The 23,075-nt window shown below is 27.7% G+C and carries 20 protein-coding genes and 1 pseudogene; 3 read left to right on the top strand and 18 right to left on the bottom strand.

Annotation, left to right across the window (positions count from 1 at the left end; all coding sequences use genetic code 11):
- The first annotated feature begins 3 nt into the window (after window positions 1–3).
- The gene (locus WJW32_RS13680) at window positions 4–861 is read left to right on the top strand and encodes a DMT family transporter (RefSeq protein ID WP_340259274.1); all 858 of its coding nucleotides are present in this window, start codon (window positions 4–6) and stop codon (window positions 859–861) included.
- Between the two features lie 35 nt (window positions 862–896).
- Here the strand turns inward: WJW32_RS13680 and WJW32_RS13675 are convergent, their stop codons facing one another.
- From WJW32_RS13675 to WJW32_RS13660, 4 genes are all read right to left on the bottom strand, one after another.
- Entirely contained in the window at window positions 897–1,430 is a 534-nt protein-coding gene (locus WJW32_RS13675) for a CPBP family intramembrane glutamic endopeptidase (RefSeq protein ID WP_340259272.1), read from the bottom strand.
- A 35-nt stretch (window positions 1,431–1,465) separates the two neighbouring features.
- Window positions 1,466–1,792 (bottom strand): hypothetical protein, encoded by a 327-nt coding sequence (locus WJW32_RS13670; RefSeq protein WP_340259270.1) that lies wholly within the window; start codon window positions 1,790–1,792, stop codon window positions 1,466–1,468.
- Between the two features lie 9 nt (window positions 1,793–1,801).
- Window positions 1,802–2,746 (bottom strand): TIGR01212 family radical SAM protein, encoded by a 945-nt coding sequence (locus tag WJW32_RS13665; protein WP_340259268.1) that lies wholly within the window; start codon window positions 2,744–2,746, stop codon window positions 1,802–1,804.
- 80 nt (window positions 2,747–2,826) lie between these two features.
- Window positions 2,827–3,894, bottom strand: a complete 1,068-nt coding sequence (locus WJW32_RS13660) for a copper amine oxidase N-terminal domain-containing protein (protein WP_340259266.1) — start codon at window positions 3,892–3,894, stop codon at window positions 2,827–2,829.
- Between the two features lie 196 nt (window positions 3,895–4,090).
- Between WJW32_RS13660 and WJW32_RS13655 the strand changes: the two genes are divergently transcribed.
- Window positions 4,091–4,375, top strand: coding sequence for an ArsR/SmtB family transcription factor (locus tag WJW32_RS13655; RefSeq protein ID WP_340259264.1), 285 nt, complete (start codon window positions 4,091–4,093; stop codon window positions 4,373–4,375).
- 63 nt (window positions 4,376–4,438) lie between these two features.
- Window positions 4,439–6,904: a CoA-disulfide reductase gene (cdr, locus tag WJW32_RS13650; RefSeq protein WP_340259262.1), complete on the top strand. Its 2,466-nt coding sequence runs from the start codon at window positions 4,439–4,441 to the stop codon at window positions 6,902–6,904.
- Between the two features lie 351 nt (window positions 6,905–7,255).
- Here the strand turns inward: cdr and WJW32_RS13645 are convergent, their stop codons facing one another.
- The 14 genes and pseudogenes from WJW32_RS13645 to WJW32_RS13580 form a co-directional block, all read right to left on the bottom strand.
- The gene (locus WJW32_RS13645; RefSeq protein WP_340259260.1) at window positions 7,256–8,935 is read right to left on the bottom strand and encodes a methyl-accepting chemotaxis protein; all 1,680 of its coding nucleotides are present in this window, start codon (window positions 8,933–8,935) and stop codon (window positions 7,256–7,258) included.
- Between the two features lie 705 nt (window positions 8,936–9,640).
- Complete coding sequence (adhE, locus tag WJW32_RS13640; RefSeq protein WP_340259258.1) at window positions 9,641–12,268, bottom strand: bifunctional acetaldehyde-CoA/alcohol dehydrogenase; 2,628 nt, start codon at window positions 12,266–12,268, stop codon at window positions 9,641–9,643.
- Window positions 12,269–12,851: 583 nt separating this feature from the next.
- Entirely contained in the window at window positions 12,852–13,622 is a 771-nt protein-coding gene (locus WJW32_RS13635; RefSeq protein ID WP_340259256.1) for an ABC transporter ATP-binding protein, read from the bottom strand.
- Window positions 13,623–13,657: 35 nt separating this feature from the next.
- Entirely contained in the window at window positions 13,658–14,260 is a 603-nt protein-coding gene (locus WJW32_RS13630; RefSeq protein ID WP_340259255.1) for a TlpA family protein disulfide reductase, read from the bottom strand.
- A 27-nt stretch (window positions 14,261–14,287) separates the two neighbouring features.
- Complete coding sequence (locus WJW32_RS13625) at window positions 14,288–15,112, bottom strand: 4Fe-4S binding protein (protein ID WP_340259253.1); 825 nt, start codon at window positions 15,110–15,112, stop codon at window positions 14,288–14,290.
- Between the two features lies 1 nt (window position 15,113).
- A complete protein-coding gene (locus WJW32_RS13620; RefSeq protein ID WP_340259251.1) occupies window positions 15,114–15,248 on the bottom strand; it encodes a CD1871A family CXXC motif-containing protein in 135 nt (44 codons plus the stop codon).
- 9 nt (window positions 15,249–15,257) lie between these two features.
- A pseudogene (locus WJW32_RS13615) lies at window positions 15,258–15,560 on the bottom strand (TlpA family protein disulfide reductase); the annotation flags it as partial.
- 15 nt (window positions 15,561–15,575) lie between these two features.
- Window positions 15,576–15,791 (bottom strand): LptM family lipoprotein, encoded by a 216-nt coding sequence (locus WJW32_RS13610; protein WP_340259249.1) that lies wholly within the window; start codon window positions 15,789–15,791, stop codon window positions 15,576–15,578.
- Window positions 15,792–15,826: 35 nt separating this feature from the next.
- Window positions 15,827–17,845: an ABC transporter permease gene (locus WJW32_RS13605; protein WP_340259247.1), complete on the bottom strand. Its 2,019-nt coding sequence runs from the start codon at window positions 17,843–17,845 to the stop codon at window positions 15,827–15,829.
- 299 nt (window positions 17,846–18,144) lie between these two features.
- Window positions 18,145–19,158, bottom strand: coding sequence for a sensor histidine kinase (locus tag WJW32_RS13600; protein ID WP_340259245.1), 1,014 nt, complete (start codon window positions 19,156–19,158; stop codon window positions 18,145–18,147).
- On the bottom strand, window positions 19,155–19,823 hold the full coding sequence (locus WJW32_RS13595; RefSeq protein WP_340259242.1) for a response regulator transcription factor: 669 nt from the start codon (window positions 19,821–19,823) through the stop codon (window positions 19,155–19,157). Before WJW32_RS13595 ends, WJW32_RS13600 begins: the two co-directional genes overlap by 4 nt.
- A gap of 163 nt (window positions 19,824–19,986) precedes the next feature.
- Window positions 19,987–20,904 (bottom strand): DMT family transporter, encoded by a 918-nt coding sequence (locus tag WJW32_RS13590; protein WP_340259240.1) that lies wholly within the window; start codon window positions 20,902–20,904, stop codon window positions 19,987–19,989.
- A gap of 169 nt (window positions 20,905–21,073) precedes the next feature.
- A complete protein-coding gene (locus tag WJW32_RS13585) occupies window positions 21,074–22,063 on the bottom strand; it encodes an ornithine cyclodeaminase family protein (protein WP_340259238.1) in 990 nt (329 codons plus the stop codon).
- A 482-nt stretch (window positions 22,064–22,545) separates the two neighbouring features.
- On the bottom strand, window positions 22,546–22,764 hold the full coding sequence (locus WJW32_RS13580; RefSeq protein WP_340259236.1) for a hypothetical protein: 219 nt from the start codon (window positions 22,762–22,764) through the stop codon (window positions 22,546–22,548).
- Window positions 22,765–23,075: the final 311 nt, after the last annotated feature.

The following is a 23,075-nucleotide window of genomic DNA, read 5'->3' as shown; positions in this document are numbered from 1 at the left end:
TTTATGAACAATAAATCAAAAGCAATTCTTTATATGCTTTTTTCATCTTTTTGTTTTGCTTTAATGGGGGCATTAGTTAAATTGGCCGGAGATCTTCCTACTATAGAGAAGACTTTTTTTAGAAACCTTATAAGCACATTTGTAGCTGCTTTTTTAGTTATTAAGAATAAAAAAAATTTCTTTGGTAAAAAAGAAAACCAAAAACATCTACTTCTAAGATCTATTCTTGGTACTATAGGTATGATTGGATATTTTTATACAATAGACCATATGTTACTTTCAGATTCTTCTATGTTAAATAAGTTGAATCCATTCTTTGTAACTCTATTTGCTCTATGGTTCTTAAATGAAAAACCATCTCGTATACAGATACCATCTTTAATAGTTGCTTTTATAGGTGCTCTATTTATAATAAAACCACAATTTAATATAGAAGCATTTCCTGCATTTGTAGGTGTTGTATCTGCTGTATTTGCAGGTGGAGCTTATACTATGGTGAGACTTTTAGGAGATAAAGAGGAGTTTTATACTATAGTATTTTATTTTTCATTCGTATCATCGTGCATAATGTTTCCTTTAATGATAATAAATTTTAAGCCTTTAAGCTTACATCAGTTTCTTATACTTATGATGACTGGAATAGTTGCATCCCTTGCTCAATTCAGTTTAACCTTAGCTTATAAGCTTGCACCAGCGGGTGAAATTTCAATATATAATTATACGAATGTGATTTTTTCAGGCTTACTAGGATTTATACTTTGGAGTGAACTTCCAGATGCTTTTAGCTTTATAGGTTATATATTGATAATAGGTTCGGGATTTGCTATATTTTTATATAATACAAGACTAAAAAATGGATAAGATTATCTTATCCATTTTTTATATCATCATAAAAGCTATGAAATTGTTAATAGCATAATAAAAGCTATAAAGTTGTTAATAGCATGAATACAACAAACTACCCAATAAGGGTGCTTTTTCTTTTCCTTATATACAGTATACGCATATGCCCATACACTTCCTACCACAAACATATGAACCATATATTGTGGACTGTACGTATGTCTTGATCCAAATATTGCTCCAGATATTAAAATTCCTATAAACTTTTTATTATTAAAAAACTTTATCTTATCGCATATATCTATTACAATCTTTTGATATAAAAGAGTCTCAATTAAAGGTGCAATAACAACTCCTAATATAAGCATAAGTCTCTTAGATTCTTCTGGATCAAAAGGTGCTGCTCCATTATTATCAGGAAAAAGCATAATCAAAGGACTAAGTAATATAACCGATAAATACTGTATCAATATTATAGATAAAATAAAAGTTACCACATCTGTATTGCATAAATAATTATGAACCTTTAAAATCCGATTCTTTATCCTATCAAATATAGATTTCTTACAACCACTATAACCGCCCATAAAATCCCTCCCTATATTTAAAATTAATATTAATTTTAAATACTCAACACTACTTTTTCTTCAATTTGTTCAATCTTAACAACTCTATCCTTATATTCTATTTCAAAATTACTAAATGCAGAATATAAATCTATATTTCTTAACATATGGCAAGTCATTCTAGTTCCATTTTTGCTAAATCTTAAAAGTATAGCTCTTACCATTTGGAACTGTATTCTAGATATATTTAAGTCATTATTTCCTATATCAAGATCTACACTTCTATAGTTTATATCTATGAATAAATCAACATCAAATTCATCTTCTCTTATAACTCTTATTTCATAGTCACTTTCCAGTTTTAAATTCCCATTTATATACATAGTATTCTCCTACACAAATTTTTTGACACTTTTCCCATTTAAATAATCGCACTTATCTCCTTGATGTATATCATTAATCTCTAGATACTCATCTATCATATCTTTTATCTTCCACCAAGAAGTATTCCAATTGCAAAACAGTGTATCTTCTTCAGGTGCCCTACCTATAAGTCTGTGTATTACTATATCTTTTGATATATACTGTAAAAATGTACAAACTCTTTCCACATATTCTTCTAACTCTATCATTTCTATTTCTTCATTCTGGTACTCACACGCCATCTTAGTTCCTTTAGCTATATAAAGTGAATGTAGTTTAACCCCATCAACTTTAAGAGCGGATAATACCTTAGCATTTTCTATTATATCGTCCATATTATCATTTGGAAGGTTTAGTATTAAGTGAACTGTAGTTTCAAATCCGTATTTTTTGATTCTTATAACTGCATCAATTAACTCAGCTAATGTATGACCTCTATTTATTTTTTTAAGTGTATGATAATTTACTGTTTGAAGTCCAAGCTCTATTGATATATTTACACCCTTAGACTCAATATCTTTTAATATTTTTAAATACTCATCATTTATAGCATCTGGTCTTGTAGAAACTGAGATTTCAACTATATCTTGTATAATTGCCTCATTCATATATTTTTCAAACTTATCAAGTTCCATATAAGTGTTAGTATAGTTTTGAAAATATGCTATGAACTTGTTTGCCTTATATCTTCTTCTTATATAATCCATATTCTTTTCTAACTGCTCTTTTACTGAAAGAGTATTCTCTAAAGATTCAAATCCAGCTCCAACATCTGCACAAAAACTACAACCTCCTACTCCAACCGCACCATCTCTATTAGGGCAAGTCAAAGGTAGATTTAAAGGCAGTTTGTAAACCTTCTCTCCATACTTTTCTTTTAAATATTTTGAATATATTTTATATCTATCTTCCATAATATCCTCCGTTTAAATTAATTTCCTATTCATTATAACAAAAAAATAGCAGGAACATTCCTGCTATTTTTTGTTTAAATCTATTTAATTATTATCTTAGTTGCATTTGTAATTGGAGGTAAACTCATAGTCATTATATTACCATAGTATACTTCAACTTCAGCTCCTTTAGTTAAAGCATCCGTAGTTAATTTTTGTCCAGCTTCATTAACTATTACTGTTTCATCACTTATGTTAAAGTTTATTCCATCGTTCATGCTTCCTACAAGAAACATCTTACCATTTTTCACATCAGTTATTTGTGTTATTTTTCCGTCTTTTACATTAAAGTTAGCAACTACTATTTTTTGAGCGTTTGCTATAGGAGGTAAGCTTCTTGTCATCTTTTGATCATGATAAACAGTTATTTTACTTAATTCCTTTATATCTTCTTTTGATAGTTTTTTTCCATCTAAATCTACTATCTCAGTATCTTCATTTATATTAAATCTTATTTGATTATATAGTCCTTCTCCATCAACTAATATAGTATCATTTTCTATGTTAGTAGCATTTCCAAACATTTTATAAAGTCCTAACTCTTCATCAAAGTATTTACTTCCTCCTGTATAAGCATTATCATCTTTTTTATTTAACACTACTGTGTCAGTCTTAACATCCCAAGAAACATCGTATCCGAAAGTTTCACATACAAATCTTAAAGGTACAAAAGTTCTGTTACTTATTAATTTAGCTGATGAATCAAGTTCTACTTGTGCTCCATCTACATTAGCGTATTTTTTATTAACTGGTAACTCAACCTTCTTATCGTCTAGTTCAATTATAGCAGTCTTTGTAGTATCGTCCCAAGAAGCTATTCCTCCTAAGTGTTCAGTTATAAATCTTACCGGTACTATAGTTCTTGATTCAGCTTTTATTAATATAGGCTTTTGATCTGGGAAAGATACTATTTTTCCATCGATATTTACATTTACATTCTTATCCGGTGCATTATTAATAAGTACTGGAACCGGATTTTCTACTGATATTAATACAGGTTTTAAATCCTTATCTTTATTCAGATTTTCGTTTGCAAATACTGGCATCATACTGCTTAATAAACTCGCCCCTATTAAAGTTGTCGCTATAGCTTTATTTCTTATTTTCATTTTGAATTTCTCCCTTCATATTGTTGTCTATACTCATTAGACGATATGAAATTGAAAAAGTTCCATAAAAACAAAAAAAATTTTAATTTTATTTTTATAGTTTATTTTGGTAATAATATAATTAGTAACAAATACAGATTGACAAATATATATTAATATCGTAATATTATAATATAACGTACTATAGGAGGAAGCTATGGAAAACTATAAAACTAATCCACAATTATTTGATGAGTACTCAGAACTTTTAAAGGCCTTAGCTCATCCAGTAAGACTTTGTATAGTAAAAGGTCTTTTAGATGCAGGTTCTAGTAATGTATCTAATATGCAAAATTGTCTTGATATGCCTCAGTCTACTATATCTCAGCATGTTTCAAAATTGAAATCAGCGGGTATAATAAAAGGTGAGAGAAATGGTCTTGAGATAATTTATAGTGTATCAAACGACAAGGTAGCAAATATAATAAAGGCATTATTTTAATATGTCTTTTTCTAGAATTTATATCATAATATTTTAATATATAAATATTAAGGAGGTTTCAATATGAGTAAAAAGATAGTTATAGTTGGTGGAGTTGCAGGAGGTGCTTCTACTGCTGCAAGACTTAGAAGATTAGATGAAAAAGCTGAAATCCTTATGTTTGAAAGAGGAGAATATATTTCTTTTGCAAACTGTGGTCTTCCTTATTATATAGGGGAAACTATAACAGAAAGAGATGCACTACTTGTTCAAACTGTTGAAGGTATGTCTAAAAAATTTAATATGGATATTAGAAATTTAAGCGAAGTTGTTAAAATAAATAGATTAAATAAAACTGTTACAATTAAAAATTTAAGAACTAATGAAACTTATGAAGAAAGTTACGATGTATTGGTATTATCTCCTGGAGCTAGCCCAATTAAACCTCCAATTTCTGGTATAGATGAAGCTAACAATTTATTTACTCTTAGAAATATACCTGATACTGACAATATTAAGAATTTTGTAGATAACAATAAACCTAAAAAAGCAGTTGTTGTAGGTGGAGGATTTATAGGTATTGAAATGGCAGAAAATCTTCACGATAGAGGTATTGAGGTTACTTTAGTTGAAATGGGTAATCAGATAATGGCTCCTGTTGACTATGAGATGGCTAGTATTCTTCACTCTCATATAAAAGATAAAGGTGTAAATTTGATTCTTGAAGATGGTGTTAAAGAGTTCAAAAACAATGGAAAGCAAATAATACTTTCAAGCGGAAAAACAATCGATACAGATATGATTATATTATCAATAGGTGTTAGACCTGAAAGTTCACTTGCAAAGGATGCTGGTCTTGATATCGGTGAACGTGGAACAATAAAGATAGATGAAACTCTTAGAACTTCTGATAAAAACATATATGCAATTGGTGATGCTGTAGAAGTTAAAGATTATATAAATAAAAAACCTACTATGATTCCTCTAGCTTGGCCTGCTAATAGACAAGGAAGACTTGCTGCAGATCATATAATGGGTAGAAATGTTAAATATAATGGAACTTTAGGAACATCTATAGCAAAGGTATTTGATATGACGGTTGCTTCAACTGGTAATAATGAAAAAACTTTAAAAAGATTAGGTATTAAATATAAAGCTATACATGTACATCCAAACTCTCATGCTGGATATTATCCTGGTGCCTTTCCTATATCTTTAAAACTTATATTTGATGCTAATACAGGTAAGATATTCGGCGCTCAAGCGGTAGGATATGATGGTATTGATAAACGTATTGATGTTATAGCTACTGCTATTAAAGGTAGTCTTAATGTTTTAGATCTTCCTGATTTAGAGCTTTCATATGCTCCACCTTATTCATCAGCTAAAGATCCTGTTAATATGGCTGGCTATGTTGCTTCTAATATAATTGAAGGTATGGTTGATGTTGTTTATTGGGATGAAATAGATAAGATAGTTGAAAACGGAGGTCTTTTAATAGATGTTCGTGAATCAATAGAAAGAGATATGGGATATATAAAAGGGTCTATAAATATTCCTTTAGGAGAAATAAGAAATAGACTTGATGAAATACCAAAGAATAAAGAAGTTTATATAACTTGTCAAGTTGGACTTAGAGGATATCTAGCTTGTAGAATATTATCTCAACATGGTCACAAGGTTAAAAATTTAGATGGAGGTTATAAAACTTATTCATCTGTATTTAAGCCAGATTCTTCTAGTAGTTGTGACTGTGGTGTTACGGATTCTGGTTCAACTGATATAGAGGAGGATTGTCTTATGGAAATAGCACCTACAATATCATTAAATGCATGTGGACTTCAGTGTCCAGGACCCATTATGAAGGTATATCAAAACATTGAGAAGATGAATGAAGGAGAAGTTTTAGAAATAAGTGCAAGTGATCCTGGTTTTGTAAAAGATATTGCATCTTGGTGTGATAAAACTGGAAATACTCTTTTAAAATCTGATTTTGAAAACAATGCATTCAAAGCTTTAATTCAAAAAGGTCAAAGTAATAATTTAGTTAGAAATGATTCTAATACATTAACAGAAACAAAAGATGGAGCAACTATGGTTGTATTTAGTGGTGATTTAGATAAGGCTATTGCTTCATTTATAATAGCTACAGGTGCAGCTTCTATGGGTAAAAAAGTCACTATGTTCTTTACATTCTGGGGACTAAATATTCTAAGAAAACACGATGCTCCTGATGTTGAAAAGGATACTCTTGAAAAAATGTTTAGTATGATGATGCCAAAAGGAACTTCTAAACTGCCTTTATCTAAGATGAACATGGGCGGTATGGGTCCTAAGATGATAAATCATGTTATGGCAAAGAAAAATGTTGATTCACTTGAGACTTTAATGAAAAATGCCATGGATTTAGGTGTTAAAATAGTAGCTTGTTCTATGTCTATGGATGTTATGGGTCTTAAAGAAGAGGAATTTATAGATGGAGTTGAAATAGGAGGAGTTGCAAGCTACCTTGGTGCAGCTGAAGATTCTGGATTAAACCTATTTATATAAAGCTTTAGATTGGTAATGTAAAAAGTCTGTCCTTAAATGAAAAAAATCCTCTTTCATGGTAATAATTTACACTAAGATTAAAACCAGAAAGAGGATTTTTTACACCTTTTTAAAGAGACACTTCAAGAAATGTTAGATACTACATTCCCTAATTCACAAGTCCAAATATACATTATTCATAAAATAAGAAATACGCTTAAATATGTTACATATAAAGATGTAAAAATAATAGAGCTTGAAATATTCAATTTTTCCTAAATATTGATTAATATCAAATTTAGCAATTATAAATCTTAAAGCACAAAGTTATTTACACACTCTACACACCTAATATATTGTATACTCTTTACTTTAAATTTCAAATTTTTCTACTGCATTTTTTAATATATGAGATAGATTTTCTAATTTATTTCCTTGAGAAGAAAGATCTTCTATTGTAGCTAATTGTTCTTCTGTTGAAGAAGAAACCTGTTGAGTCGCCGCAGATGTTTCTTGTATTTGTCCAGATATATTTTCTGTTATGTCTACTATATCATTCTTTTTAGCTTCCATTTCCGAACTATATTTCTGTATCTCATATACTTTTGATACTAAACCTTGTATTGAACTAGATATATTGTTAAATATATTTTCTGTTTCCTTTACCGAAATATCTCGCTCATTTAATACTTTAGAAGATTTTCGTATACCCTCAACAGCACTTTTAGATTGTTTTTGTATACCTGAAATTAAATTTTTAATTTCATTGGCTGCATTTTTAGATTCTTCCGCTAATTTCCTAACCTGCTGTGCTACTACAGCAAATCCGTTGCCATGTTCTCCTGCTCTTTGAGCTTCTATTGCTGCATTTAGAGCAAGTAAATTTGTTTGTTCAGCAATTTTACCTATAGTATCTGTAATTATACTTATTTCTTGTGCTCTTTTATCTACATTTATTACGATTTCATTTACTTCTTGTGATACTTTATTACCTTTTTTAGTATTTATTATTAACTCTTTTACAATTGTCAATCCCTTATTATTTATATTATTTGTTTCGTCTGATATGTTTTTCATATCGTTGCTTGAATTAAAAACCATATGTATGTTATTTGCTAGTTCATTTATCTGCATTACACCAAGTTCCATATTTTTAGACTGTTGACTACTATTTTGAGCTATTTCTTCTGTCGTTTTTGTTATATGATTTGTTGATAAAGCCGTTTGTTCTATGGAATAAGATAATGAAGTAGACGCTTCAACTACTGTATCAGTAGATACCTTAATCTTACCTACAAGTTCTTTTATATTATATATCATATTGTTCGTAATATCTGCTATAGTTTTTATTTCATCTTTTTCTTGTATATCACAATATACAGTTAGATTTCCTTGTTCAACTTCTTTTAAAGTATATACAACTTTATTAATATTATTAGTTATTTTATTAATTATAAATAGAATAATTAGAACACTTATCACAATAATTATAGCTATAATTAGCATTATTTTCATAACTATTGGGTTTGATATTTCTTTTATATATATATAATCTACTCCAACAAAAAACATGCCTATTGTATTCTGATTTTTATCTTTAATTGGAATATATTGTGTTAAATATTTTTCTCCTAAAATATCTGCTTTACCCGAAAAAGATGTCCCTTCTTTTATTACCGCATTTATCACTTTTTCACTAGCTTTTGTTCCTACCGCTCTATTACCATCTTCATTCACTATATTTGTAGCTATTCTTGTATCATATAAAAATACTGTAACTGCTGATCCAGTTAAATCTTTTATATAATCTACTATATCATTATTATCATTAATAAGAACATCACCTTTATATAGTTGGTTATTTTTTATATTCCAATCCCCTTTATATCTTTCACTTATAGCTTCATATCCTAAATCTAATTTTGATTTCAACTCATTATGAGCTACCAAATTTGTTATTTCTTCATAAACGAAAAACGATATTATAGCCCCTAAAACACAAAATAAAGTTATAATAGGTAGTAATAACTTTCCTTTTAATTTTAAATTCAACACTTGCACCTCCATAATTTTATATAGTTCTAAAGAATCATTTTTAAATCCCAAAATATTATTATAAATCCTTTTTTTGCATATGTCTATAATTCATGTATATAATTTTAATTTTTTATCAAATTAAATTATATTTCAAATAAAATTTTCACATCATTCTACAGTATTTCTTCATATACCCATCGCCACTTAATATTTACAAAATATACACAATAAAAGAGCATAGAGTTGCATTCAATCCAAGAAAAGAATGATCTCTATGCTCAACAAGAATTATAGAATTCTATAGAGTACAAATCTAACTCTAGAAATATAACAATCAATGATATTATACAACAAATGCAAATGTCGTTAAAGCGCACTCTATCAAGGTTAATAGGATATATATTAGATAATAAAAAATCGATTTTAGAGATATATTTAAGGAAAAAGTAGAATTTACCTAAGTACACTTGTAATAATGTACAGATAGAGATACAACTTATAATACACTTACATCATATGTATTTAAAAGAGATACTCATTATAACTAAAAAATTCGTCTAGTCGCTACGCACTGACTCATGTCGCCAACGATCCCTAACGGGCTTCGTTGCTCAAAAATAATTGCAAGTGTAGTTCTTTAATCAATGTTATCCACAGATTCAAAATCATATAGTTTCCTTATGTATAAAAAAAGGGAAGCTCTAAAGCCTCCCCCCTTTTTTAGTTACCTATTTTTCCATAAGATTTCTTATATATTTCAACTAGATCTGATACTAGTGGTAGCTTTGGATTTGCAGGAGTACATTGATCTTCAAATGCTCTATCTGCAAGTTCTTCTAGTTTTGATAAATATTCTTTTTCATCTATTCCACATTCTTTGATAGTCATAGGAATGTTAACTTGCTTCATTAATCCTTTAATAGCTTCTATTAATGAATTTACACCTTCTTCAACTGTGTTTGCTTTTAAGTCTAATGCTTTAGCTATTTCAGCATATTTTCTATCTGCTACGAATTCCTTATATTTAGGGAATGCTGCAAGTTTTGTAGGCTTGATAGAATTATATTTTACAACATGTGGTAGTAATATTGCATTTGCTCTTCCGTGTGATATATGGAATTCTCCACCTAATTTATGTGCAAGAGAATGGTTTATTCCTAGGAATGCATTTGTGAATGCCATTCCAGCCATACAAGATGCATTGTGCATTTTTTCTCTAGCTTCTTTATCTTTTCCATTTACATATGCTTTTGGAAGATATTCAAATACTAATTGTATAGCTTTTATAGCTAGTGCATCTGTAAAATCCGTTGCCATTACAGATACATATGCTTCTATTGCATGAGTTAACACATCAAGACCTGTATCTGCTGTAACAGCTGCTGGAACTGTCATTACAAAACTTGGATCAAGTATTGCAACATTTGGTGTTAATTCATAATCTGCAAGAGGATATTTTACATTATTTTTCTTATCTGTTATAACTGAGAATGCTGTAACTTCAGACCCTGTACCTGATGTTGTAGGTATTGCAACCATTTTAGCTTTGTTACCTAATTTAGGGAATTTGAAAGTTCTCTTTCTTATATCTAAGAACTTAAGCTTTAATCCTTCAAAATCTACATCTGGATGTTCATAGAATAACCACATTCCTTTTGCAGCATCCATAGCAGATCCTCCGCCAAGAGCTATTATAGTATCTGGTTTGAAGCTTTTCATTAAATTAGCTCCACTCATTACTGTTTCAACTGATGGATCTGGCTCTACGTTATTAAACACCTCTATTGCAACATGGTTCATTCTCTTTCTTAAATGGTACATTACCTTGTCTACATATCCAAGTTCACTCATAATTTTATCAGTAACTATAACTACTCTATTAACATCTTGCATCTTAGTTAAATATTGTACTGATCCAAACTCGTGGTATATTTTATCAGGAACTTTAAACCATTGCATATTAACTCTCCTCTTAGCTACTTTCTTTACATTTATTAAGTTAACAGCAGATACATTATCTGTTGTTGAATTGTTACCCATAGATCCACATCCAAGAGTTAACGATGGCATATTTGCATTGTATAAATCTCCTATAGCTCCATGAGTAGATGGTGAATTAACTAAAAGTCTTCCCGTTCTAACTGAGTTAGCAAATTTAAGTATAACTTCATCATCATTAGAATGAATAACTCCAGAGTGTCCAAGACCTCCAAATTCAGTCATTTCTACTGCTCTTTTTATACCTTCATCAGTGTTTTTAACTTTAAAACAAGCTAGTATTGGACTTAATTTTTCTCTTGAAAGTGGATATTTAGTTCCAACTCCATCAAGTTCAGCTATTAATATTTTAGTCTCTTTAGGAACATTTAATCCAGCCTTAGTTGCTATATCATATGCACTTTGTCCTACTATATCAGGATTTATGCAACATTTTTCTTCATTTATAACTAACTTTTCAAGTTTTTTGATTTCATCTTTATTCAAGAAGTAGCAGTTATACTCTTTCATTAAGTTTACTACATTCTTATATATTTCTTGATCTATAATAACTGCTTGTTCCGATGCACAGATCATTCCATTATCAAATGTCTTTGAAAGTATTAAATCATTTACAGCCTGTCTTATATCTGCTGTCTTCTCTATATAACAAGGAACATTACCAGCCCCAACTCCTAGTGCAGGCTTTCCAGATGAGTAAGCTGACTTAACCATTCCAGGTCCTCCAGTTGCAAGTATAAGTGCTACTCCATCATGCTTCATTAAAAGATTTGATCCTTCAATAGATGGTTTTTCTATCCATTGAATACAATTTTCAGGTGCTCCTGCCTTTATAGCAGCATCTCTTACTATTCTTGCAGCTTCTGATGAACATTTTTGAGCTGATGGATGAAAACTAAATATTATTGGATTTCTAGTTTTCATAGATATTATAGATTTGAACATTGTAGTTGATGTTGGGTTTGTAACAGGTGTAACTCCTGCTATTACTCCTATTGGATCTGATACTAATGTATATCCCTCTTCTTCATTGTCTTCTATTACTCCAACTGTCTTATCGTACTTTATACTATGATATACATATTCTGTTGCAAATATGTTCTTTGTTATCTTATCTTCATAAATTCCTCTACCAGTTTCTTCAACTGCCATCTTTGCAAGCTCCATATGTTGATCTAGTCCTGCAAGTGCCATTTCTTTTATTATATTATCAACAGTTTCTTGGTCTAATTTTAAAAATTCTTCTCTAGCCTTGTTAGCCTTAGAAACTAATTTATTTATCATATTATTTACATTCTCTTCTTGCTTAATTTTTATATCATTTTGTTTAGACATGTTAAAAACCTCCAATGTTTGATATTTTTTTAACCACCTTCTACATCTTTATATTACCCTTTTCTTAAAATATTGTCAATAATTTAATTATAATTTATTTTTATTTTTTTGTTTTATTCCAGGAAAACGTTTGTATATAGCCTTTTTTACACTTTTATAAAAGTACTCATTTGCTATTCTTTTCTCATAATAAGAAATTATAGTTTTTCCATTCGTACCATTTTTTTATATAAATAAAACTTTTTTTGGATATTCAAGTTATTTTTTTATCAACACTTTGCCCAAAATTATCATTTTTGCACCATTTTCTAAAAGTCGTTAAAAGTCTATTATTTTCTATAAATAAAAAATTCGTCTACTCGCTAACGCGGTGACTCATATCGCCAACGATCGGCTCCGTTTCTCAAAAATAGTTGTAGGTGTAGGTGTTCCATCAATATTATCCACAATTTAAAAATCATATAATTTCCTTAAGCATAAAAAAATAATACCCCGTTCTCCTAAAAAGAAATACTCTTCAAAAAGTAATCTTAAATGAGAAAAGTGGTATTATTTATATATAAAAAGAATAACATTTAAATTATGATATATTTATTTCTTATCTAAATACCTCGTTAATATCGCCACCTAAAAGCGTAACTACTTCAATAATTTTATTAAAAAATTCTTTTCTAGAATCTTCGCCTCTGACTAGTTCATTAAATATCTTGCCATCCTTTATAAATAATATTCTATTAGCATAGCTTGCAGTAAAAGCATCATGAGTTACAAGTAATATTGTAGCCTCTAACTCTTTATTTAATCTTTCAAAACTCTCCAGTAATAATCTGGCAGATTTAGAATCTAATGCTCCCGTTGGCTCATCTGCCAATATTAACGACGGGTCTGTAACTATAGCTCTAGCACTAGCTACTCTTTGTTTTTGTCCTCCTGACATTTCATAAGGATATTTATTTAAAACAGATGATATTTCAAGTGTTTGTGCAACATTTTTAATTAAAGTATCTATTTCCTTTGGATTTGTTCCTTGTATAGTCAAAGCTAATGCTATATTTTCATAACCTGTTAATGTGTCTAGTAAATTAAAATCTTGAAATATAAATCCTAGTTCATCTCTTCTAAATTTATCTAATTTTTTTGATTTTAGTTTTGTAATATTTTTATCATTTATTATAATATTTCCTGTTGTTACGTTATCAATTGTTGAAATACAATTAAGCAACGTTGTCTTGCCGCTACCTGATGGTCCCATTATTCCAACAAATTCACCTTTATCCACCTTAAAGCTTATATTATCTATTGCCTTAGTTACATTTCCTTTTTTTCCATAATACTTTTCTATTTTTTCTACAGTTAATATATTCTCCATTTGTATATCTCCTCCATACAATGAATCTTCATGTATTATTTATTCAACAATTCTAATCTTTTATCTATTTCTTCTTTATAATGTTTAATTAATTTATCCTTGTCAGATCCTGCTCCAACTATAACTTCTCCTACTATATTTCCTTGTGAGTCAACAAAAATAGTCGTTGGTAAAGCGTCAACTAATGATAAAAATTTCTTTTCTAATTCTTCATTAGGAATAATAACATCGAATTCAGCTCTTGAATTTCTCATTATTTTTCTTGCTAATTTAACTTCATTTTTATCATCACGTGTATCTATACATATACCTACTAGGTTCACATTTTCAGGTAATTCTTTATATAATTCTCCTAATGCTGGCATTTCTGCTACACAAGGGCTACACCAAGTTGCAAATACATTAATCATAGTAATATCATGATTTTTAAATATATCTGATGTAATTTTCTCCCCACTTATAGTTTGTGTCTCAAATTTTGGTAAAGTTAGTGATTCAAATTTATTATATTCTTGATTTACTTCTTCCTCAACTTTAGCAGAATCATCCACTTCAATATTAGAATCATTTCTACATCCCATTAATACTGTTGATAATGTAACCAAAAGTAAAATTAAAACTGTAAATTTATTTTTCATATTTAACACCTCTTTTATAGAATTTTTTTAAAAATTGATTTTTCTTTTTATCGCACTAGTTGGACAAGAGCTTATACATTCTTCGCATCTTATACATTCTAAGCTATTTGGATTTTTATAAACCTCAATATCCATCTTACATTTTTTAGTGCAAATTCCGCAGCTTGTACATTTGTTTGAATCTATATTTAATCTATACATACTTATAGGATTAAATAGTGAATATATTGCACCAAGCGGACATATAAATCTACAAAAAGGCCTATATATAACAATAGACGATATAATTGTAATTAATAATAACAACATCTTCCATGTGAATAAAAATCCTATTGAACCTCTTAAAGAATCATTCACCAATAAAAGGGGTATACCTCCTTCTAAAGTTCCTGCTGGACATATATATTTACAAAAGGTAGGTGCTCCCATCCCAACGCTATTTACCCAAAATGCTGGGAGCAAAATAACAAATACGACTAATATAATATACTTTAAGTATTTTAGTTTTTGGAATTTTTTACTTATCTTAATTTTAGGTGATGGAATTTTATATAAAAGTTCTTGTATCAACCCAAAAGGACAAATCCACCCACATACAAACCTTCCAAATACAGTACCTATAAGCATCATAATTCCAACAATATAATAAGAAAATTTATATTTTATATCTCCTATAACAGCTTGAAGAGAACCTAACGGACATGATCCTAGTGCTCCTGGACAAGAATAGCAATTTAGTCCTGGAACGCATACTTTCTTTAAATCTCCTTTATATATTCTTCCTTCTAAAAATCCTTTAAAGTAACTATTAGTTATTATACTAGATATAAATTGAACAAATCTTCTCTTCACATTAGCCAACTCCTATACATTCCAAACATATATTAATTGCTTTTATTAAAACTTTAGTAGTTTCTTCTCTATATATTCCAATTCCAATAAATATAAAGCTTAAAATAAGTAAAGGTATTCTAATTTTACTCTTCATATATTTCACCTACTGAATTTCTTTTAATATTTTTTTTATTAGATTTTTATATTCCTTCTTATCCCTTGTACCAAGTACTATTTCTCCAACAATTTCTCCTTTATTATTTACAAATATAGAGGTTGGTAAAACACGTATTTCACTCATTAACTCTTTAAAATCTTTATTTGATATAATATTTGTAAATGTAACATTATTTTTTGTTAATACATCAGATACAGCTTCAAAATCATCATTTTCATGAATAAGACCTATTATATTTACATTTTTATCTTTAATTTCACTATAAAGTGCCTGCAACTCAGGCATCTCCTCTACGCATCCACCTCAGCCGCTTGCCCAAATATTAATCATTGTAAGGTCATAATTCTTAAATATTTCATTAGTAATTTCATTTTTTTTTAAATCTTTAGTTTCAAACTTAGGCATAGATTTTAAATTTCCAAAAGATACTTCTTTTTTTTGACCACATCCTGTAATCCCTACAACCATTATGAATAAAAGTAAAAAAGTAATTATTTTTTTCATACTTTGACTCTTCATTTATATCAACTCCCTGTTTACTTACAAGTTTTATTTTAATTGTTCTTAACTATTTTTTTATAGCTTAGATAAGTCGCATAAAAATACCCACCATATATTATAATAATACATCCTAAAGCTCCCAATGTTGGTCCTATTGTAGCCCTTAATAATATGCCCGAACTTGTTGTTAATCTATTAACTATTGCTATTAGTACTAAAAAGTGCACCATAGCTACACTAAGAGGCAGCATAAAATGTATTAAAATTTGAGTAAATATGGTTTTATTTATCATATCATCGGATGCTCCAATTTTTTTAAGTGATTTATATCTACTTAAACTATCACTAGCTTCTGTTAATTGTTGAATTGCAAGTACTGCTGCACTTGATATTAAAAATACAAATCCTATGTATAGTCCCATATATAAAACCATCCCTATAGTATTTTTAATCTGATTATAATATTCATCTTTAATCTCTACAGATACAATTGTTCCATATTCATTTAAAAGTTCATCTTTTTTTTCTTCATATTCCGTACCTTCAAATTCTTTCTTTAGCTCTTTTATTTTGTATTCAGATTCTTCTTTATTTTTTTCTTTTAAATTTATATTTACTGTTGAAGAATATTTAGTCATATCTTTAACGTCTTCATCATGTATTACTGCGATTAATGAACCCTCATACACATTTGAACAACCTTCTTTTTCATCTATATCATTTTTTACAACGTAGCTTTTATTATCAATATTTATTTGTTTTTGATTTTTAATTGATTTTAATAGTTCTTTAAATATATCTTTATCTGTTATTAATAAAGCTTCATTTTCTTTTAAATTTATTGTAGGCTCACCTTTTAATTTTCTCATTTCATTGTATTGTGATATTTTTATAACATCTAAATATCCAAAGTCTAACTTTCCATAATATTCTTTAAGATATTCCTTTGAATTTTCATTTAACAAACTACTTATTCCAGTATCTATATTATAAAAATCTAAAAATCCATAGTTGTATCCATCTAATTCAAATTCTATTTTTTCTAAAGCTTTTTTTATATCTTTTGTTTTTTGTTCATCATTAAAAACGTCTAATTCAATTGTCGCATCAAAGGGCATTACTTTTTTAAACTTTTTTTCCAAGTCACTATTAATACTCAAACTAGATGTTAATATTCCAATAGTTGAAAATAACATAAGACATATTATTGACATTGATATAAAGCTTGTATTTATCTTGCTAGTAAACTGTTTTATAACAAATATATTTAATTTTTTTAAATATATTTGTTCATTTTTTCTAAGTAAAAGTAATAAAAATCCATATAATCCAAAGAAAAATAATACAGTACCTATACTTCCTAATAATATTGGTGTAAATGGCTCTGAAGCTTTTGGATCACATCCAAATTCTAATCCTAAATAATAAGCTTTACCTAAAACAATTAAAGATATAATAAATACTATAAATGAAATCATAGGGTTTTTAACTTTTATATCTTCATTTTTCTTTAAAGCATTTATCATATCAATCAACTTATGTCTAGAAACAACTATTGTGTTAAAGATCATTACTATTATGAACATTATTCCAAAATATATAAAAGTTTTGTTAATTGAACTTGTAGATATAATGAATTTATACTCTGTCATATCATATTCAAACAACTTTCCTGTAATCACTGAAATTCCTTGTGATAATACTATTCCTACTAACAATCCTATTATTAATGATATAACCCCAACTATAAAAGTTTCAAAAATTAATATCTGATATATTTTATTTTTTGACATACCTAAGGTAGCGTATATTCCAAACTCTTTTTTACGCTTTTTTATTAATGATTTATTAGCATATATAATTAGTCCCGCAAAAATAATTGACATAAATACAGATAAGTAGGATATTACTTTTATCAAAGGTCCTATATTTTGAATACCATACATTACTGCTTGAGAATTCATTGAGTTAAAATTATAAAATATACATACTGCTAACGTAAGAGTTATGAAATATATCGCATAATCCTTAAAACTGTTTCTTATATTTTTCATAGCTATTTTTAAATACATTGTTGACATCACCACCCAAAATTGTTCTTTAATTTATCTTACAACCTTATTATATTAAACTACATAATAATCACATATTTATTTAGCTTTCATTAAAGTTACATTTTTGTAAGAAAGACTTGTTTATTAAAAAAGTGTAAGTATTAAAACTCACACTTTTTTAACCTTAAGGAAATTATATAATTTTAAAATTGTGGATAACATCGATGAGAGAGCTACATTTACAACTATTTTTGAGCAACGGAGCCCGTAGGGATCATTGGCGACATGAGTCAGTGCGTAGCAACTAGACGATTTTTTTATATTCCTAAATTAAATTTGCTTAATGGAAATATAATATTAACTCTTGTTCCTACACCCAATTCAGATTTAATACTTATTTCTAAACCTAACTTATAGCACAGTTTTTTACAAAGATAAAGCCCTATCCCTGTAGATTTATTGTATTTTCTTCCATGTTCTCCTGTAAATCCTTTTTCAAAAACTCTATTTATATCATTTTTAGAAATTCCTATTCCATTATCCTCAATTGTAAGTATTACATTATTCTTATTACTAGTTGAATATATTTTTATCTTACCGTCTTTATCTTTAATATACTTAATTGAATTAATTATAATTTGATTAAGTATAAATTGTACCCACTTTATATCACTATATACAACCTCTTCTATTTCATCTAATTCTAATCTTATCTTTTTATTTATAAAATCCCTAGAATTTCTTCTAATAACATTATTAACAGCATTTTTTAATCCAAATTTTTTTATTAAATAATCTTTATTAACATCACTGCTTCTTGAATAGTATAAAGCCTGTTCTACAAATTCATCTATTTGCTTTATTTCTTGACCTATGTTGTCCATAATAGAATTTTTATTATTCTCTATAATTAACATACTTGATGCAATAGGTGTTTTTATCTCGTGAACCCAAGTTTCTATATATTCTCTATACTCCAGCTGAAGATTTTTATATTCATTTACATGTTCATGCATTTCTTTATTACATTCTCTTAATATTTCATAAAAAAGTCTTCCTTCTATAAAGTCTGGTTTTTCAATAACTTCTGATAATAAATACTTTTTATCCAGACTTTCTAATGTGTCTTTTATATTAAAATAATATTTTTTATGCTTAATAAACTCTATAATAATATAACTGATCAATGGCAAAAACCAAATAATAAAAACTAAAAATATAACAACACTTTTTATATCTACTACAGTAAGTATAAAAGCTAAAATAAAAAATGCTATAAAATTTATAAATAAAAATAAAAATTTTTCTTTTAAATATTCTTTTATACTCATGGCATTATATATCCTAACCCTCTTCTAGTCTCTATTACATCTTTTACACCTATTTCTTCAAGTTTTTTTCTTAATCTTGTTATATTAACAGATAATGTGTTATCATCAACGAAAACATCTGAATTCCATAGATATTGCATTAATATTTCTCTTGATACTATACTTCCCTTATTTTTTATCAAATAAGAAAGTATTTTTAATTCATTATTAGTTAATTCCTCTGTTTTTCCTTTATAAATGATACAAGCATTTGATAAATTAAGTTCAATATTTTTATAAACTAATACATCTTTATAATTATTTTTACAAGTTCTTTTTAAAACAGCTGCAATACGAGCTAAAAGTATTTGTATATTATAAGGCTTAGTTATAAAATCATCTGCACCTAAATTCATACTCATAAGTTCATCCACTTCACTATCTCTACTTGTAACTATTATTATTGGTATATTAGAATTTTTTCTAACTTCTCTACATATGCAATATCCATCAAGAACTGGTAAATTTATATCAAGTAATATTAAATCAGCATTTGATTTTTCTATATATCCAACTATATTTTCAAAATTATCTGGAGTATAAACTTCATACCCCTCTTTAGATAAGAGTTTTTTGAGCTCTTCTCTTATAGTTTCTGTATCCTCAATTATAATGATTCTTTTCATATTCCTCCTCCAATATAAAATTTTTTAAACTGTTTAACTACTTATCTATATGTTATATAAAAAACTTGAAAATGTATAGATTTTTTTATTATTTCCGATAAACTAAAAAACTTCTTGTATTTAATTGTAAAAGAATTAAATTCCAAGAAGTTTTTTGTACTATTTAGTTTACTATTTCTTTTTTTATATTAATACCTGTGTTTAATATTACTCCTATTATTATAAGCATAGCTGATACTAATTTTATAATACTTATGCTCTCTCCCAATATAAAGTATGCTAGTATCATAGAAAATACAGGTACTAAGTTTATATACAAGGATGTTTTACTAGCACCTATTTTTTTTATAGATACTTGTTGTATTGAATATCCTATTACAGATGCAAATATAGACATATACAGTACTGAAATCCATCCCTTTAAGCTAGTATTTGGTATATAAACCCAAGGTTTTTCTATTATAACGAATGGAATTAGAGATATTACACATACCAAAAAACTATAACTTGTAACTATCATAGGCTTATACTTTTTAAGTGCTTTTTTAGATATTACAGAATATGTAGCCCAACATACAACTGCAATTATCATCAATAAATCACCTATATTGAATTTAAAATTAGCTAATAACTTTAAATTCCCATTTGTTATTATGAGAGTTACTCCTAAAAATGATACTAATATAGATATTATATTCTTTGGTTTTATATTCTCCTTAAAAAAAACAAATGCTAAAATAGTAGTTATTATAGGGTTCGTGGCTGCTATTAAAGAAGAATTTACAGCAGTAGTATATTTAAGTGCTAAAAAGAAAAATACATGATATCCAACCATACCTATTATACCTAATTGTACAAATAAAAATATGTCTGTTTTTTCAATCTTATAGTTCTCACCTTTTTTAATAATAATTGCGAATGTTGCAATAACTGCAAAGAAAAATCTAAAGAATGTCAATGAAAACACAGGAAACTCTGATACGGAAAATTTGCCTGCAATAAATGCACCTGACCAAAATACAGTTGCTATTATCATAAGGTAGTTATCTAGCTTACTTTCCTTATCTAAAACCTCTTTCACATTATTCCCCCCTTAATACTTCAATATCATTAGATTATAGTTTATAGTATTTTATTATGCAAGACTTAATATAAATTTTTCCATATTTAAAAAATGCTTATTAAAATATTATTGCAATAACAGCATTTTAATAAGCATTATTTTTTACTCTATAAATATTGTATAATTTTTACATATCAACCTTTGATCCTATACCTAATTCAACAGCTTTTTGATATATTTTATTAGCTGTAACTATATCTTGAACTGCTATTCCAACACTTTTAAATATAGTTATTTCATCATCATTTTCTCTTCCTTTAATAGTTTTATTGATAACTTGTCCTAATTCACCGCTTATTTTATCTTTTTTTATTAATCCTTTACTCAAAGGTATTATTATATCTCCCGCTTCTTCCAGACACGCATCAACTGAACCAACATATAGTTTATCAGCATTTGATATTATGTACTCATCCATTTCCTGCATTTGAGGTGTAAATGAACCTATTCCATTTATATGTGCACCTTTTTTTACTAGTTTTCCGTTGAATACAGGCTTATTTGAAGATGTAGCCAGCGTTATTATGTCCGCATCAATAACTGCATCATCCTCATCCTTAGCAACTATAATTTGAGTTTTATATTTAGTTAATTTTTCTTTCATTTCATCTACAAACTTTTGAGTCTTCTCTTTATTTCTTCCGCATACCTTAACTACTTCTAATTCTCTAGCTTCAAGAACGGCCTCAAGCTGCTTACAAGCTTGTCCTCCTGTTCCAAATAAAGCTCCTATCTTACTATCTTTTCTAGCTAATATATCCGTTGCAGCACCAGATGCTGCTCCTGTTCTAAGTTGTGTCAAATAAGTTCCATCTAATATGCAGTTTACCTCACCGGTTTCATTGTCAATAAGTATCATACTAGCAGGTACTACAGGCTTATTTTTACTTGCATTATCAGGAAATATAGATACTATTTTTATTCCCGCATTGTCTAATTTCTCAACATATCCTGGCATAAATAAGTTTATACCATTCTTCTTTTTATTCTCTAGTTTAGTTCTTAAAGGAACTACACTTTCATTATTTGAAAAAATTTCAAATGCTCTTTTATCTGCTTCTATAGCATCTCTCATACTAAATACCTTATCTATATCTTGTTTATTTAGTAAAAGCATTCTATCCCCTCCATATTATGTAATATAATCATCTATTTAAAAGTAACACTACTATAAAAATAAGTAAATACTATTTTAATTAAAATGTTAGCTATCAAAACTATATATGAAAATACCGTAAATGCAACGATATTTTGAATACAACTAAGCTTTTATCTTATTAACAATCCTAAAATTTGCAAACTCCCTACGGTCAAACACGCAAATTTCTTAACGGATTATTAAACGCTAAAAACTAAGTTATATTAGTCAAAATATCTAAAACCATTCACTAACATTTTAATATATAGTTTTAATAGTAAGTATTCTATTAGAAAGTCAAATATTCCTTACCTATCGTTACTATAGAAAAAACATAAAAAAAGAGCCTAAGGTTCTTTTTTTATTAATTAGTTTCAAATCAAATAAATTAATTTTTTCAATACTTATTTTATGTAATTTTTCTTTATTATCACGAATTAATATCGTTTCTAATTCTTTAATTAATTGATTTCATATTCTTTATCTGATATTTTAAATTTTATACTATCTATAGAACCTTTCTTATTTCCTATATTTTTGAATAATAATTGTATTTTTCTATGTATGGATACGTTCTTCTTTAGATTTGCAACCATAAAAATCGGATCATCCGTAAACATTTTCATTATATCATTCCAATTTTCATAATCATAATTTCTTTGATATATTTCCACATTCATTCTTGAAAACTTTACTTCAATTCGAGACTTATTTTAAAAAAATTCAATCAATTTCAAAATAAATAGCATCTATGATATTATAGCTCCTGTCCACATAATTAATGAAGATGCCTTCAACTTGTACTCCTCTTTCCATTTATGTAATCAAGGTACTTTAACCTATTGTGCTAGTTAAATTTTAAAATAATAAAACTCCAACAAATGTAAAAACCTAAAGTTAATCCAAAACTTTTATAAAGGAGGTTTTCATATGTTGGAGCTTAATAATTATTCTATCCAAAATATCGAGAATTTAACGGATTTATTTACAA

This window comes from Tepidibacter sp. Z1-5 (genome assembly GCF_037844525.1).
Classification (GTDB): Bacteria; Bacillota; Clostridia; order Peptostreptococcales; family Peptostreptococcaceae; genus Tepidibacter_A.
The sequence above is the reverse complement of the archived record's forward strand: the minus strand, read 5'-3'. Positions and strand labels throughout refer to the sequence as shown.